The organism is Streptococcus sp. 27098_8_82 (genome assembly GCF_041431615.1).
Taxonomy (GTDB): Bacteria; Bacillota; Bacilli; order Lactobacillales; family Streptococcaceae; genus Streptococcus; species Streptococcus sanguinis_K.
Window position 1 is genome coordinate 1 of sequence record NZ_JAPVYB010000012.1, and the last position, 13,711, is coordinate 13,711.

The window sequence follows — 13,711 nt, forward strand, 5'->3', positions numbered from 1 at the left end:
TTTTATAATCGGAAGGGTAGCGAAGAGGCTAAACGCGGCGGACTGTAAATCCGCTCCTTCGGGTTCGGGGGTTCGAATCCCTCCCCTTCCATAACCTTTACGGGCATAGTTTAAAGGTAGAACTAAGGTCTCCAAAACCTTCAGTGTGGGTTCAATTCCTACTGCCCGTGTTTAAATATGGCGGGTGTGGTGAAGTGGTTAACACACCAGATTGTGGCTCTGGCATGCGTGGGTTCGATCCCCATCACTCGCCTATTTATTATTATTGGGGTATCGCCAAGCGGTAAGGCAAGGGACTTTGACTCCCTCATGCGTTGGTTCGAATCCAGCTACCCCAGTTAAAAACTTGAGCCGGCGTGGCGGAATTGGCAGACGCGCTGGACTCAAAATCCAGTGTCCTCACGGACGTGCCGGTTCGACCCCGGCCGCCGGTATAGCTTAAGTTTAGCGAAGCATTTTAGCTTCGTTTTTTTGTCTTTTCTGTAGTATTTATTTGCAAGCTAAGCGGGAGATCGAATCATGATTTTATTTGTAAATCCACACTCAACTAATGTAATGGATTCACCATCAAATTGTTTATAGAATCTAGAATGCTAATAAGAGGCAGCTTAGTTTGTTGCTTTTCATTCTATGATTGAGTTTTATTTAGGACTTAAGAATCTAATTGTATGATTAAATATTTTTTGTGAAAAGCATTTTACTTTTACTGAAAATTCTTGACTCTTTTCTTTTTTGTGGTATAATTAACCAGTAAAGCTTTAACTGGTTAAGAGAAGGAGGAGGAAATGACTCATTTAGCAGATAAGATCGATCAATTTTTAAATGAAGTTATTTTGAAGGCAGAAAATCAGCATGAGATTCTGATTGGTTCTTGCACGAGTGATGTGCCTTTAACTAATACGCAGGAGCATATTTTGATGCTTTTGTCTGAGGAATCCTTGACAAATTCTGATTTGGCAAAAAAACTGAATGTGAGTCAAGCTGCTGTGACCAAGGCTGTGAAATCCTTGGTTCGGCAAGAGATGCTGCAAGCCTTTAAAGATAAGAGAGATGCACGGGTTACCTTTTACCGTTTGACTGAGTTAGCTCAGCCGATTGCAAAGGAACATCAGCATCATCACGCACATACTTTGGAGACGTATCAAAAATTGGCTGAGCAGTTTTCTGCTAGTGAACAGGCGACAATTTCGAAGTTCTTGGAAGCCTTGGTGGGAGAGATTGGTAAATGAGATATATCACAGTCGATAATCTTTCCTTTTACTATGACAAGGAGCCTGTGCTGGAGCATATTCATTATTTTCTAGACAGTGGGGAGTTTGTAACTTTGACGGGGGAAAATGGAGCTGCTAAGACGACACTTATCAAGGCTAGTTTGGGTATTTTGCAACCTAAGTATGGGGAAGTGAAGATTTCCAAGACTAATGTGCAAGGCAAGAAACTGCGGATTGCATATCTACCTCAGCAGATTGCTAGTTTTAATGCTGGTTTTCCTAGTACGGTGTATGAGTTTGTCAAGTCGGGACGTTATCCGCGCAAGGGTTGGTTTCGTCGTTTGAATGAGCATGATGAGGAGCATATCAAGGCAAGTCTGGAGTCGGTTGGAATTTGGGAACATCGGGATAAGAGGATTGGTTCTCTCTCTGGCGGACAAAAGCAGAGAGCTGTGATTGCTCGGATGTTTGCTTCGGACCCGGATATTTTTGTCCTTGATGAGCCGACAACGGGGATGGATGCAGGCAGTAAAGATGAATTTTACAAGCTCATGCACCATAGTGCTCATCAGCATGGGAAGGCTGTCTTGATGATTACACACGATCCAGAAGAAGTTCGTAAATATGCTGACCGCAATATTCATCTGGTCCGTAATCAGGACTCACCTTGGCGCTGTTTCAATGTGCATGAAAGCGACAATGGACAGGAGGTGAGCCATGTTTAATCTATTTTCCTATGATTTTATGCAGCGAGCCTTCTTGGCAGTTATTGCCATGAGCCTCTTCTCACCGATTCTGGGGACCTTCCTGATTTTACGTCGGCAGAGCCTTATGAGTGACACGCTCAGTCACGTTTCACTGGCAGGTGTAGCTTTTGGTTTGGTTCTTGGACTATCGCCCACTCTCACAACGGTGCTTGTCGTCATTGTTGCAGCAGTCTTTTTAGAGTACCTGCGAACTATCTATAAGAATTTCATGGAAATCGGGACGGCCATTCTCATGTCAACTGGGTTAGCTATTTCCTTGATTGTTATGAGTAAGGGTAAGAGTTCTAGCTCGATGAGTCTGGATCAGTATCTGTTTGGCTCCATTGTGACTATCAGTATGGAACAGGTGATTTCTCTCTTTGTCATTGCTGCTGTGGTGCTTGTCTTGACCTTCCTCTTCATTCGCCCCATGTACATCTTGACCTTTGATGAGGATACGGCCTTTGTGGATGGGCTGCCTGTGCGTACCATGTCCATTCTCTTTAATATCGTGACGGGTGTTGCGATTGCCCTCATGATTCCAGCTGCGGGAGCCTTGCTAGTTTCGACCATTATGGTCTTACCGGCCAGTATTGCTCTGCGGATTGGGAAAAATTTCAAGTCGGTTATTTTGCTGGCAAATGCCATTGGTTTCTTTGGTATGATTGCCGGACTTTATATTTCTTACTATGCAGAGACGCCAGCTAGTGCTAGCATTACGATTATCTTCGTCAGCTTGTTCTTGCTGGTCAATCTGGTCAAAAAATTTATGAAATAGGAGCAGAAAATGAAAAAAATTAGCTTACTATTAGCAGGTTTACTGAGTATTTTCTTAGTAGCTTGTTCCAATCAAAAAAATGCAGATGGCAAGCTCAATATTGTCACGACTTTTTATCCTGTTTATGAGTTTACCAAGCAGGTGGCTGGAGATGAGGCCAATGTTGAACTTCTAATCGGGGCAGGTACAGAGCCGCATGATTATGAGCCTTCAGCTAAGGCAGTTGCGACGATTCAGGATGCAGATGCCTTTGTCTATGAAAATGAAAACATGGAGACTTGGGTTCCAGATTTGCTAAAAAACTTGAAAAATAAGGAAGAAAAGGTTATCAAGGCGACTGGAAATATGCTCTTGCTGCCTGGCAGTGAAGAGGAAGAAGACCACGACCATGGGGAAGAGGGACATCATCATGCCTATGATCCCCATGTTTGGTTATCTCCGAAGCGGGCTATTAAAATGGTGGAGCACATCCGTGATAGCCTGAGCAAGTCTTATCCTGACAAGAAAGCGGCTTTTGAGAAAAATGCAGCGGCTTATATCAAGAAGCTGGAAGCCTTGGACAAGGAATATGAGGATGGGTTGGCCAATGCCAAGCAAAAGAGCTTTGTTACTCAGCACGCTGCCTTTAACTATCTGGCATTGGACTATGGCTTGAAGCAGGTGCCAATTTCTGGACTTTCACCAGACAGTGAGCCATCCGCTTCACGTTTGGCTGAATTGACTGAGTATATCAAGAAAAATAAAATCAAGTATATTTACTTTGAAGAGAATGCTTCCCAGGCTTTGGCTTCTACTCTGGCTAAGGAAACAGGAGTAGAGCTTGATGTCTTGAATCCGCTGGAAAGCTTGACCGAAGAACAGACCAAGGACGGAGCAGACTATGTTTCTATCATGCAGGCCAATCTAAAGGCTCTCAAGAAGACAACTGACCAAGAGGGAGCGGAGATTGCAGCCGAGAAAGAAGAAGACGATAAGACAGTGCAAAACGGCTACTTTGAAGACAGTGCCGTCAAGGATCGGACCTTGTCTGATTATGCTGGCGAGTGGCAGTCTGTTTACCCTTATCTGAAAGACGGGACCTTGGACCAAGTCTTTGACTACAAGGCTAAGCTGACTGGAAAAATGACGGCAGCTGAATACAAGGACTACTATGACAAGGGCTACAAGACAGATGTTTCCAATATCAATATCACAGACAAGACTATGGAATTTGTGGTAGATGGAAAATCCAAGAAGTATACTTATAAATACGTTGGCAAGCACACTTTGACTTACTCTAAGGGAAATCGTGGAGTTCGCTTCATGTTTGAAGCGACAGACGAGGATGCTGGGGAGTACAAGTATGTTCAGTTTAGCGACCACAACATTGCACCGACCAAGGCGGCTCACTTCCATATCTTCTATGGTGGCGAAAGCCAGGAAGCGCTCTTTGATGAGCTGGAAAACTGGCCAACCTACTATCCAAGTAAGTTGACCGGTCAAGAAATTGCTCAAGAGATGTTGGCGCATTAATATAAATAAAGTAAGAAGACGGGACTATCCCGCCTTCTTTTTTTGCATATCAGGAAATGACGATAAAAACACTTGACAAACCATGATTACAAATGTAAACTAATATAGTGTTAGATTACAAATGTAAATGATAAGGGAGTGTTAAACAATGGAACAGCAAAATATTAGCCAAGCAGAATGGCAAGTGATGCGTGTGTTATGGGCCTATCCACACAGTCGCAGTACAGAGATTATAGCTCGTTTGGAAGCTGATTTTTCCTGGAAACCGGCGACCATCAAGACCCTTTTGAATCGTCTGAAGACAAAAGAATTTATCGCTATGGAAAAAATCGAGGGCAAGTTTTACTACGATGCTCGAATTTTAGAAGCGGACCATCTGGAAAGTACTTGGCAGGCGCTTTTTGACAATATCTGTAACACTAAACACGGAGATCTTTTGATTTCGATGATTGAGAGAAGTCAGTTCAGTCAAGGGGACTTGGAACGTCTCAGTCAGGTCATCGATAAGAAGAGAGCTTCGGCTCCTTTGGAAATCAAATGCCACTGCCCACAAGGCCAGTGTCGTTGCGGGCATGGAAAGGAGGCGCATTGATGAGCGAGAAGAAAGAATACAAGCTTTCAGGTATGACCTGCGCTGCCTGTGCTATGACGGTAGAGATGGCGGTCAAGGACTTAGAAACGGTTGAGGACGTCAGTGTCAATCTGGCGACAGAACGTCTCAGTTTGCTTCCTAAGGCGGGATTTGACAGCCAGCAAGTGCTGGATGCTGTAGCCGAGGCTGGTTATCAGGCAGAAGAAAAAGGAAAAGACCGACCGTCTGATGTAAGCGAAGAAGCTGTGATTAAAGCTCAGAAATTGCAAAAAAAGAAACAAGAGTTACTGATTCTTTTGATTACGGCTCTGCCTTTACTTTATATCTCTATGGGAAGTATGGTCGGTCTTCCTCTGCCTAGCTTCTTGGACCATATGGCGCACCCTTTGGTCTTCGTTATGTCACAACTACTTTTGACTCTGCCTGCTGTGTGGATTGGTCGTGGTTTCTATCAGAGGGGATTTCGCAATCTTATCAAGCAACATCCCAATATGGATAGTTTGATTGCGGTGGGGACCAGCGCAGCATTTTTCTACAGCCTCTACTCAGTCAGTCAGGTTTTTCTAGGTCATCATCCCTTTGTTCATCAGCTTTATTTTGAGTCTGTTGCAGTGATTATTGCCTTGGTTCTTCTGGGAAAATATCTGGAAAGTTCAGCCAAGGGGAAAACGTCTCAGGCAATTCAGTCTCTGCTTGAGCTAGTGCCTAGTCAGGCGACAGTGATTCGCTATGGTGAGGCTGTGACCATTGATACGGAGGATATCCGAGTTGGAGACATTATCCGTATCAAGCCAGGGGAGCGTATGCCAGTAGATGGCCTTGTGACGGAGGGGCAGACCTTTGTGGATGAGTCCATGATGACTGGAGAAAGTGTCCCAATTGAAAAAAAGGTTGGCGACACCATTACCAGTGCCACAATCAATCAAAATGGTAGTATTGATTACCAAGCAACTAGGGTGGGTTCGGATACGACCTTAGCTCAGATTGTTAGATTAGTGGAGGAAGCGCAAGGGTCTAAGGCTCCGATAGCGGCTTTGGCCGATAAGATTTCGCTCTATTTTGTCCCAATCGTGCTGAGCTTGGCTACTTTGTCCGCGCTTGGCTGGTATTTTCTGGATGGTGAGAGTCTTAGCTTTTCTCTGTCAATCTTTATCGCAGTTCTGGTCATTGCCTGCCCTTGTGCGCTGGGGTTAGCTACTCCGACAGCCATCATGGTCGGGACTGGTAAAGGAGCTGAAAATGGGATTCTGATTAAGTCTGGGCAAGCTTTGGAAGCAGCTTATCAGCTGGATACTATTGTTCTTGATAAGACTGGGACGATTACGGTTGGTAAGCCCAGTCTGACGGATTTGTTACCTTTGAGCGATTTTAATCGCTCTGACTTATTGCAGCTAATAGCCAGTGCTGAGCAGCATTCTGAGCATCCTTTGGCTCAGGCTATCTTAGAAGCAGCTGAAGAGGAGGGGCTTGACTTACTGCCTGTCAGTCATTTTGAGGCTATGGTTGGACGAGGCTTATCCGCTCAGGTTGAGGGCAGACAGCTTCTGGTGGGAAATGAGTCATTGATGAAAGACAAGAACATTGACAGCAGTGTCTTTCAAGAACAGTTGTTGGAGCTTTCCCAAGAAGGGAAGACAGCCATGTTTGTCGCAGTAGATGGACAGCTAGCTGGTATTTTAGCGGTAGCAGATGAGATGAAGTCTAGCAGCCTGAAGGCAGTGCAGGAGCTCCAGTCTATGGGGCTGGAAGTCATCATGCTGACAGGAGATCGTGAAGAAACAGCGACAGCTATTGCCCAGAAAGCTGGCATCCAAAAAGTCATCGCAGGTGTATTGCCAGATGGGAAGGCCGCTGCTATCAAGAACTTACAGGAAGCTGGGAAAAAACTGGCTATGGTAGGAGACGGTATCAATGATGCGCCGGCTCTGGTCCAGGCCGATGTTGGAATTGCCATCGGCTCTGGCGCCGATGTGGCTATTGAGTCAGCAGATGTAGTGCTCATGCATAGTGATTTGCAGGATGTAGTCAAGGCTATCAAGCTCAGCCAAGCGACCATCCGTAATATCAAGGAAAATCTCTTCTGGGCTTTTGCCTACAATACACTAGGTATTCCGATTGCTATGGGGCTATTGCATCTTTTCGGCGGTCCCTTGCTCAATCCTATGCTAGCTGGTCTAGCCATGAGCTTGAGCTCAGTGTCGGTTGTCGTCAATGCTCTGCGTCTAGGACGCTTTAAAATGAAGAAATATACGGAGGAATGAATCTATGAAACAAACAATTCAGTTAGAAAATTTATCTTGTCAAAATTGTGTCAAACACGTCACCCAGCACTTCCTGTCTATGGAGGGAGTGTCAGATGTGGTTGTGGACTTAGAACAGCAGACAGCCCAAGTCACGACTGATAAGCCTTACGGTGCATCTGATTATGAAGCAGCTCTGGCAAAAACAATCTACAGGGTTCTGGATGTGGCAGAAGCTGAATGAATAAAGTCAGTAGTTTTGCTCCTGCCTAGTTGCTAGAATTCTTCTTGTAAAAAGCGATAAAATAATCTATAATGTTACTAATCATATGATTTATCTTATTGTGAGAAAGAGGAGAAAAATGAAGAAAAAAGCTTTACCTTTTTTACTAGCAGGAGCTGCTTTATTTGCTATGACAGCTTGTTCAAAGGGCAGTGCTACGAATCAATCAGAGACGCCTGCTAGCAGTACTGGCTCAGTATCAAGTTCTGTGGAGCAGGTATCCAGTCAATCAACTGCAGCAGCATCTTCAGCGGCTAGCAGTACTAGCTCAGAGAGTGCGAGCACAGAAAAAACCAAGGAAAAGAAGGAAGCGATGGACATTTCAGCACTTGCAAATGGTAATTATGCTAGCGTTAAAGGAACCTGGCAGGATGCTTCTGGCAACCAGCTTGTTTTTGATGACAAGGGCTTGGTTTCAAGTGTTTATGAATTGTACGGAGCTTCTCTGACAGACTATGGTACTGCTGCTGGCGGTGTCTACGGCGGAGAAAGCGGAGGTTTTCTGATTGAGTTTCTTCCCAAGGGAGTTAAGGTCGCAGACAAGGAAAACTTTACAGATAATTCAGATGTTGGTCAAGACAGAATCTGGACAGGAGTTGGCCTGAATAGCTTTGACGAACAAGGTAGCTTCTATTATCGAGTAGATTAAACGAAGCTTGGTGCTTAATTTTATAGCTTATATGTTGACGAGAGCAGAAGACTATCTGCTCTCTTTTCTTTGGGAGAGTAAGAAATTTTACAGACAAAAAAAGCCTGCCTAAATTAGGTGGGCTTCATAATTTTGAGTTGAATTAGGATTCACTGTGAGGTGTTATAAACTGATCCATAGGGGTTGAAATCACATTCAGGAAGAGCTTGGCGAAATACTCTGCTGGCATAGGATCTTCTTTGATAATCCAAATTTCAATGAGGGAATTAATCCATCTAACAACAATTTCCGTAGCCATTTCTTTTGGAATTCCCAATTTTTTAGAGTCAATTTCCAAATTTTGCACGACCCACTGAGTGAAGAAGGTAGATAGATAGTCACTCCAGAAAGGATCGATAGCTGTAGTGTAGAGCACCTTCATCCATTTCCTATGTTCATAAAGGGTAGGAATCATATGTTGGGCAAAGAAACAGAATGGATTTTCTCCATTTCCTTCTTCGTAGCTTTCATACAGGGGCAAAAACGGAGTCATAATTGTCTGGCGGATGTATTGGATAATATCTTCAACATTACTAAAATGTTTTTTATAGATAGCCTGGCGCGATAGACCAGCTTGTTTTGCAATCTCTGAAAAAGTAAAATAAGACTTTTCAGGATTTTGCTCTGACAGCTCAATTAAGGCATTGACGACTTTGTCTCGAGTATCTTGGGGCATAAGTACCTTCCTTCTTTTATATTAAGTTCTTGCTGGTATGTCTAAAAAATAGAGCAGACTCCAACAAAGCAGTTTACCATTTGTCAACTAAAATGATAACACTTTATAGAGAAAATGTCCAATTATTTTTAAAATTTAATATAAAAAAACCAGTCTTCCCTTACAAGGACCGGTTCTGTCATTTCTCTGTTTTTCTTCTAGTTGGTTATGCGATAACAATTTTGTTTGAAGGACCAGCTGGACTATCATAGGCAGCAAAGCTGGTTAGGGGTGAAGATACAAGGTTGAGAAATGTTTTAGAGAACTGCTTGCAAGGAACGGGGTCATCCTGAGTGATCCAATTCTCGATAAGAGAACTAATCCAGCCGGCCAGCAGTTGATTGGCCAGGTCTTCAGGAATACCTAATTTTTGGTGGTCAAGATTTAGATTCTGCTCGATCCAGTCCTTGTAACTGGCCGTAATAAAATCGCTCCACAGGGGATCGACAGAACTAGTATATAATATTTTAATGCGTTGGCGTTGCTCATAAATAGCGGGAAGAATCGTTTGAGCCAAAAAGGTGAAAGGATCTAAGTCCGCTTCAGCATTGTTGCTATTCCAGTTGGGAGCAAAGGCTTGCTCCACCATATCTTGGCGAATGTATTCGATAATTTCAGTAGTATTATTAAAGTGTCGTTTGTAAATAGCCTGTCTTGATAAACCGGCTTCTTTAGCGATTTCTGTAAAGGTAAAACGCGACCTGTCTGGCTGTTTATCTGCTAATTCAAAAAATGCATCTAAAATCCTATCTCGTGTATTAAGAGCCATAATTTTATCCCTCCTATACCATTTTACTTTTTCTGTCTGAAATAAGCTAGAAAATAGCCCAGAATTTTTACTAAAAAAGTTTACACATTGTTAAATGGAAAAATTTTTAGTTTAATTTCTGGACATCATGTCTGTTTAAAAACTGGACGATTTCACAAAAATGTACATAAATCAAGCCGATAATTCTTTTATTTTAACAAGTTAATATGATAAAATAATAAAAAATCTTATCAGAAGTCAAATAGAAAGTGTAGTTTAAGGATTACCTAATCTGAAAGATTTATGGGAGGTTTGACTGGACTTTTTATTAAGGGTTACTGATCGGGATAATAAACTATGTTCAGGGGAGAATAAAATGAAAAGAACAGAAAAAGTTTTGCGATATTCTATTCGGAAGTCAGTTTTAGGTGTTAGTTCAGTCCTTATTTGTGCGCTGTTTTTGGGTCACAGTATGGTGGCGGCAGATGAGGAGCAGCCTGTTGCAAATGCAGTAGAGACTCCGGCCGCTGCATCACCAGTAAATCAGGATTTGACAACGGTCAGGGAGGCTGCTAATACGGAAGTAGGTACGTTTCTGGCTGAGAAAGTGACAGATCTTGGGAATAATCCAAATTTGTCAGATGAGGAGCTTGCAGCAGCTAAGGAGGAAGTCAATCAAACAGCTGCGAAGGCTCAGAATGAAATTGCTGCAGCTGAGGATAAAGAAAGGATTGATCAAGCTAAGGAAGATGGATTGGCAGACATCAACTCTATCAATCCAGTCGGCAAAGATTTACTTCTATATGAAATCCAAAATGGAAAAGCAGAGTTTGACAAACTTGTAGATAGTAGCGATTTACTGCCTGAGGAGCAAAAGAAAAGCTTCCAAGAGTCTGTAAGGAAGAAGGCTGCAGAAGCAGAGGATGCAATTCAGAAATTAGATGTTAATGCAGCAACAGCAGAGCAGGCGGAAGTGATTCAAGAGCAGGCAGTAACCGAGGAAGATAAGTTTTTCAAATTTATAGCAAGTTCAACCGTAGATTTCACTCTGGCTGCCAAGTTAGCTGACTTGGAAGCAAATCCTAATCTTTCAGAAGCAGAAAAGAAAGCAGTTAGAGGCGAGATAGAGCAGGTGGTGGAAGCGGCCAAGAAGGCTATTGAAGGAGCAGATTCTCAGGAAGTCTATGACCGGGAAAAAGAAACAGCCATAGCTCACTTAGCCAAGATTCACCCTATTGGCAAAGAGCAGTTCTTAAAAGAAATTCAGGAAGAAAAAACAGCTACTATCGAGGCTGTTGAGAAGAGTCAAAGTCTTTCTGCTGAGGAAAAAACAGCAGCTAAAAAGAAAATTGAAGATGCAGCAGCCATAGCTCAAAAAGCAATTGCAGCTTATAATGCTTGGGTTGAAAGTCCTGATGATGCCGAAAAAATTCAAGAACAGGTAGCGGCAGAGAAGCAAGGTTTGCTGAAAGCTACGACTGGACTGAAACTAGATCTTGCTCTGTCTGATAAGCTAGCAGACTTACGGAGCAACCCGAATCTGTCAGATGCAGAACGGGCTACGGCTAAAGCTGAAGCGGAAGCAACTCTAGCAGATGCGAAAACAGCGCTTAAAAAGGCTGATGCCGAAGAAGAACTAGAGAGAATTGAGGAAGCTGGAATTGCTAGCTTGGACACGATTCATCCAGTTGGCAAAGATTTGGTTTTAGATGAGCTTGAAGAAGAAGTCGACAAACAGATTGAAGCAATTGAACATCATCAAAGACTTTCAGAACTCGATAAAAAGCAGGTTAAAGAAAAGATTCGAGCAGTATTAAAGACGGTAACAGATGCGATTGCACAGCTAGACGATAGTGTAGACAGTGCAGAAAAAGCAGAGAAGCTGCAGGAACAGATCGCTGCTGAGCAGACAAAAGCTCTTGAAAATCTAGAAGCTATTGCCAAGAATGCTGCTAAAGCTGAGACAGCTTCTTCTATTCCAAGTGATTCACCACAAGAAACCAGGAAAGAATTTAGTGGAGGCGTCAGCGACTCTGAGCCAGCAATAGCAACGGCGTCGGAATATGATTTGTCTAGCCATGAAGTTGGAACTCATCCCGATACAGCTCCGCAGTCCTCAGTACAACCAGAATTCAGTGGCAATGTTAATGATTCAGAAGCACCAACAGCAACGTGGCCTGAATTTACAGGAGGCGTCAATGATTCAGAGACGATAACAGCGACAGAGTCAGAGTATGATTTATCTAGCCATGGGGTTGGAACTCATCCTGATACAGCTCCGCAGTCTTCAGTACAACCAGAATTCAGTGGCAATGTTAATGATTCAGAAGCATCAACAGCAACACGGCCTGAATTTAGTGGAGGCGTCAATGATTCAGAGCCAACCATGACAGAAAATAACACCTATGATGCTGGCGTTCAGCCATCAGTCAGGAGTGCACATCCAGACAGCGCTCCTCAAATGGCGGCTCTTCCGGAATTTACTGGTGGTGTCAATGCTGCTGACGCGGCAGTAGCTGATGCTTTACCTGCTTACCAAGTAACTAGCGGTATTTTGCCAGCAGTTGATGGGGCCAAATCAGTACAAGAGCAGTCTTCATCAGCTAAGGTCACCCAGCCAGCTCAGCTTAAAAACAAGGAAGGTAAGAGCGATGCGTCAGTCTTGCCGCATACGGGTCAAGCTTCTAATGCTCTTTTAACAGTTGCAGGAGTTATCAGTGCTTTAGGCACAGCTGGATTGTCACTCCGTAGTAGAAAAAAGGAAGATTAAGTTTGAAAGAGGCCACTTGGTCTCTTTTTTTATGGAAAAAATTTTCAAAAATTATGCAAACGTTTTACTAAAAGTGCTTGAAAAAGTCAAAAAAAAACGATATAATGGACAATGTGAAAGCGCTTTGCAAACGAGAGCTTAAAAGAAAATATTTTTATTCAAAAGAAGGGGCTTATTATGGTCGAATTAAATCTGAAAAATATCTATAAAAAATATCCTAACAGCGACCACTATTCGGTGGAAGACTTCAATCTAGATATCAAGGACAAGGAATTTATCGTCTTTGTCGGTCCTTCTGGTTGCGGAAAATCAACTACGCTGCGTATGATTGCGGGTCTTGAAGACATCACAGAAGGAACTGCCTCTATTGACGGTACAGTGGTCAATGATGTGGCGCCCAAAGACCGTGATATCGCTATGGTCTTCCAGAACTATGCCCTTTATCCGCATATGACTGTCTACGACAACATGGCCTTTGGTCTTAAGCTGCGCAAGTACAGCAAGGAAGATATTGACAAACGGGTTAATGAAGCAGCAGAAATCCTAGGCTTGAAGGAATTCTTGCAGCGTAAGCCAGCCGACTTGTCTGGTGGTCAGCGTCAACGGGTAGCAATGGGACGTGCAATCGTTCGGGATGCAAAGGTTTTCCTTATGGATGAGCCTCTGTCTAACTTGGATGCTAAGTTGCGTGTGTCCATGCGGGCAGAGATTGCCAAGATTCACCGCCGTATCGGGGCAACAACTATCTATGTTACCCATGACCAGACTGAAGCTATGACCTTGGCGGATCGTATCGTTATCATGTCAGCGACCAAGAATCCCGCTGGAACTGGAACGATTGGACGAGTGGAGCAGATTGGTACGCCGCAGGAAGTCTATAACAACCCAGTTAATAAGTTCGTTGCTGGCTTCATCGGTAGCCCAGCTATGAACTTCATCCCAGTTAAACTTGAAGGGAATGAGATTGTCGCAGAAGGTCTGCGCTTGACTGTACCAGAAGGAGCTCTCAAGGTTCTGCGGGAGAAAGGTTACGAGGGCAAGGAGCTGATCTTTGGTATTCGTCCGGAAGATATCAATGCGGAAGCTGCTTTCTTGGAAACTTTCCCGAATTCAGTTGTGCATGCCAAAATTTCTGTTTCAGAATTGCTGGGAGCAGAGTCCCATCTCTACTGCCAAGTGGGTTCTAGTGAGTTTGTAGCGCGTGTGGATTCACGGGACTACCTAGAAACTGGTGCGGGTATTGACCTAGGCTTTGACCTCAATAAAGCGCACTTCTTTGATCCAGAGACAGAGAAGACAGTCTATTAATCAGTTGATAAACAAAGAACGCAGACAGGCTTATCTGCGTTTTTTACTGCTTGATTCGTATTGATCATAGATGGGCATAGAGTTGAGAATATGCTATAATTTTAGCAGGAATTGCTTTCA

Annotated in this window: 12 protein-coding genes and 5 tRNA genes; 15 read left to right on the forward strand and 2 right to left on the reverse strand. The window is 43.5% G+C overall.

Features of this window, described 5'->3' with window-relative positions:
* Nucleotides 1–10 precede the first annotated feature (10 nt).
* The 13 genes from O3627_RS11500 to O3627_RS11560 all read left to right on the forward strand — a co-directional run bounded on the left by O3627_RS11500 (nt 11) and on the right by O3627_RS11560 (nt 8,011).
* A tRNA-Tyr gene (locus tag O3627_RS11500) sits at nt 11–91 on the forward strand.
* Nucleotides 92–99: 8 nt separating this feature from the next.
* A tRNA-Trp gene (locus O3627_RS11505) sits at nt 100–170 on the forward strand.
* 10 nt (nt 171–180) lie between these two features.
* Nucleotides 181–253, forward strand: a tRNA-His gene (locus O3627_RS11510).
* 13 nt (nt 254–266) lie between these two features.
* Nucleotides 267–338: transfer RNA gene (locus O3627_RS11515), tRNA-Gln, on the forward strand.
* A 12-nt stretch (nt 339–350) separates the two neighbouring features.
* Nucleotides 351–434 (forward strand) — tRNA-Leu (locus tag O3627_RS11520).
* A 351-nt stretch (nt 435–785) separates the two neighbouring features.
* Nucleotides 786–1,229 (forward strand): zinc-dependent MarR family transcriptional regulator, encoded by a 444-nt coding sequence (locus O3627_RS11525; protein ID WP_002896843.1) that lies wholly within the window; start codon nt 786–788, stop codon nt 1,227–1,229.
* Entirely contained in the window at nt 1,226–1,936 is a 711-nt protein-coding gene (locus O3627_RS11530; protein WP_125383365.1) for a metal ABC transporter ATP-binding protein, read from the forward strand. Before O3627_RS11525 ends, O3627_RS11530 begins: the two co-directional genes overlap by 4 nt.
* On the forward strand, nt 1,929–2,735 hold the full coding sequence (locus O3627_RS11535) for a metal ABC transporter permease (protein ID WP_125383366.1): 807 nt from the start codon (nt 1,929–1,931) through the stop codon (nt 2,733–2,735). The genes O3627_RS11530 and O3627_RS11535 overlap by 8 nt, the downstream gene beginning before the upstream one ends.
* A gap of 9 nt (nt 2,736–2,744) precedes the next feature.
* Entirely contained in the window at nt 2,745–4,247 is a 1,503-nt protein-coding gene (locus tag O3627_RS11540; RefSeq protein ID WP_125383368.1) for a zinc ABC transporter substrate-binding protein AdcA, read from the forward strand.
* Nucleotides 4,248–4,395: 148 nt separating this feature from the next.
* Nucleotides 4,396–4,839, forward strand: a complete 444-nt coding sequence (locus tag O3627_RS11545) for a CopY/TcrY family copper transport repressor (RefSeq protein ID WP_125383369.1) — start codon at nt 4,396–4,398, stop codon at nt 4,837–4,839.
* Entirely contained in the window at nt 4,839–7,100 is a 2,262-nt protein-coding gene (locus tag O3627_RS11550) for a heavy metal translocating P-type ATPase (protein ID WP_125383370.1), read from the forward strand. The genes O3627_RS11545 and O3627_RS11550 overlap by 1 nt, the downstream gene beginning before the upstream one ends.
* A 4-nt stretch (nt 7,101–7,104) precedes the next feature.
* Nucleotides 7,105–7,323 carry a heavy-metal-associated domain-containing protein gene (locus tag O3627_RS11555; protein ID WP_125351726.1) on the forward strand — a complete coding sequence of 73 codons (219 nt, stop codon included), beginning with the start codon at nt 7,105–7,107 and terminating at the stop codon, nt 7,321–7,323.
* Between the two features lie 85 nt (nt 7,324–7,408).
* The gene (locus tag O3627_RS11560; RefSeq protein WP_185756182.1) at nt 7,409–8,011 is read left to right on the forward strand and encodes a DUF6287 domain-containing protein; all 603 of its coding nucleotides are present in this window, start codon (nt 7,409–7,411) and stop codon (nt 8,009–8,011) included.
* A 142-nt stretch (nt 8,012–8,153) separates the two neighbouring features.
* Here the strand turns inward: O3627_RS11560 and O3627_RS11565 are convergent, their stop codons facing one another.
* Nucleotides 8,154–8,726 (reverse strand): TetR/AcrR family transcriptional regulator, encoded by a 573-nt coding sequence (locus O3627_RS11565; RefSeq protein ID WP_371621460.1) that lies wholly within the window; start codon nt 8,724–8,726, stop codon nt 8,154–8,156.
* Between the two features lie 205 nt (nt 8,727–8,931).
* Nucleotides 8,932–9,534, reverse strand: a complete 603-nt coding sequence (locus O3627_RS11570) for a TetR/AcrR family transcriptional regulator (RefSeq protein ID WP_061592338.1) — start codon at nt 9,532–9,534, stop codon at nt 8,932–8,934.
* 355 nt (nt 9,535–9,889) lie between these two features.
* On the opposite strand from O3627_RS11570, the gene O3627_RS11575 reads away from it, so the two are divergent.
* Nucleotides 9,890–12,283 carry an SIALI-17 repeat-containing surface protein gene (locus O3627_RS11575; RefSeq protein WP_125383373.1) on the forward strand — a complete coding sequence of 798 codons (2,394 nt, stop codon included), beginning with the start codon at nt 9,890–9,892 and terminating at the stop codon, nt 12,281–12,283.
* A gap of 177 nt (nt 12,284–12,460) precedes the next feature.
* On the forward strand, nt 12,461–13,591 hold the full coding sequence (locus O3627_RS11580) for an ABC transporter ATP-binding protein (protein ID WP_002896829.1): 1,131 nt from the start codon (nt 12,461–12,463) through the stop codon (nt 13,589–13,591).
* Nucleotides 13,592–13,711: the final 120 nt, after the last annotated feature.

Excerpts from the sequence above, each read along its gene's own strand:
- O3627_RS11545 (WP_125383369.1), top strand. The coding sequence starts at position 4,396 with ATGGAACAGCAAAATATTAGCCAAGCAGAATGGCAAGTGATGCGTGTG.
- O3627_RS11575 (WP_125383373.1), top strand. The coding sequence starts at position 9,890 with ATGAAAAGAACAGAAAAAGTTTTGCGATATTCTATTCGGAAGTCAGTT.
- O3627_RS11550 (WP_125383370.1), top strand. The coding sequence starts at position 4,839 with ATGAGCGAGAAGAAAGAATACAAGCTTTCAGGTATGACCTGCGCTGCC.
- O3627_RS11560 (WP_185756182.1), top strand. The coding sequence starts at position 7,409 with ATGATTTATCTTATTGTGAGAAAGAGGAGAAAAATGAAGAAAAAAGCT.
- O3627_RS11525 (WP_002896843.1), top strand. The coding sequence starts at position 786 with ATGACTCATTTAGCAGATAAGATCGATCAATTTTTAAATGAAGTTATT.
- O3627_RS11530 (WP_125383365.1), top strand. The coding sequence starts at position 1,226 with ATGAGATATATCACAGTCGATAATCTTTCCTTTTACTATGACAAGGAG.
- O3627_RS11565 (WP_371621460.1), bottom strand. The coding sequence starts at position 8,726 with ATGCCCCAAGATACTCGAGACAAAGTCGTCAATGCCTTAATTGAGCTG.
- O3627_RS11540 (WP_125383368.1), top strand. The coding sequence starts at position 2,745 with ATGAAAAAAATTAGCTTACTATTAGCAGGTTTACTGAGTATTTTCTTA.
- O3627_RS11535 (WP_125383366.1), top strand. The coding sequence starts at position 1,929 with ATGTTTAATCTATTTTCCTATGATTTTATGCAGCGAGCCTTCTTGGCA.
- O3627_RS11580 (WP_002896829.1), top strand. The coding sequence starts at position 12,461 with ATGGTCGAATTAAATCTGAAAAATATCTATAAAAAATATCCTAACAGC.
- O3627_RS11555 (WP_125351726.1), top strand. The coding sequence starts at position 7,105 with ATGAAACAAACAATTCAGTTAGAAAATTTATCTTGTCAAAATTGTGTC.
- O3627_RS11570 (WP_061592338.1), bottom strand. The coding sequence starts at position 9,534 with ATGGCTCTTAATACACGAGATAGGATTTTAGATGCATTTTTTGAATTA.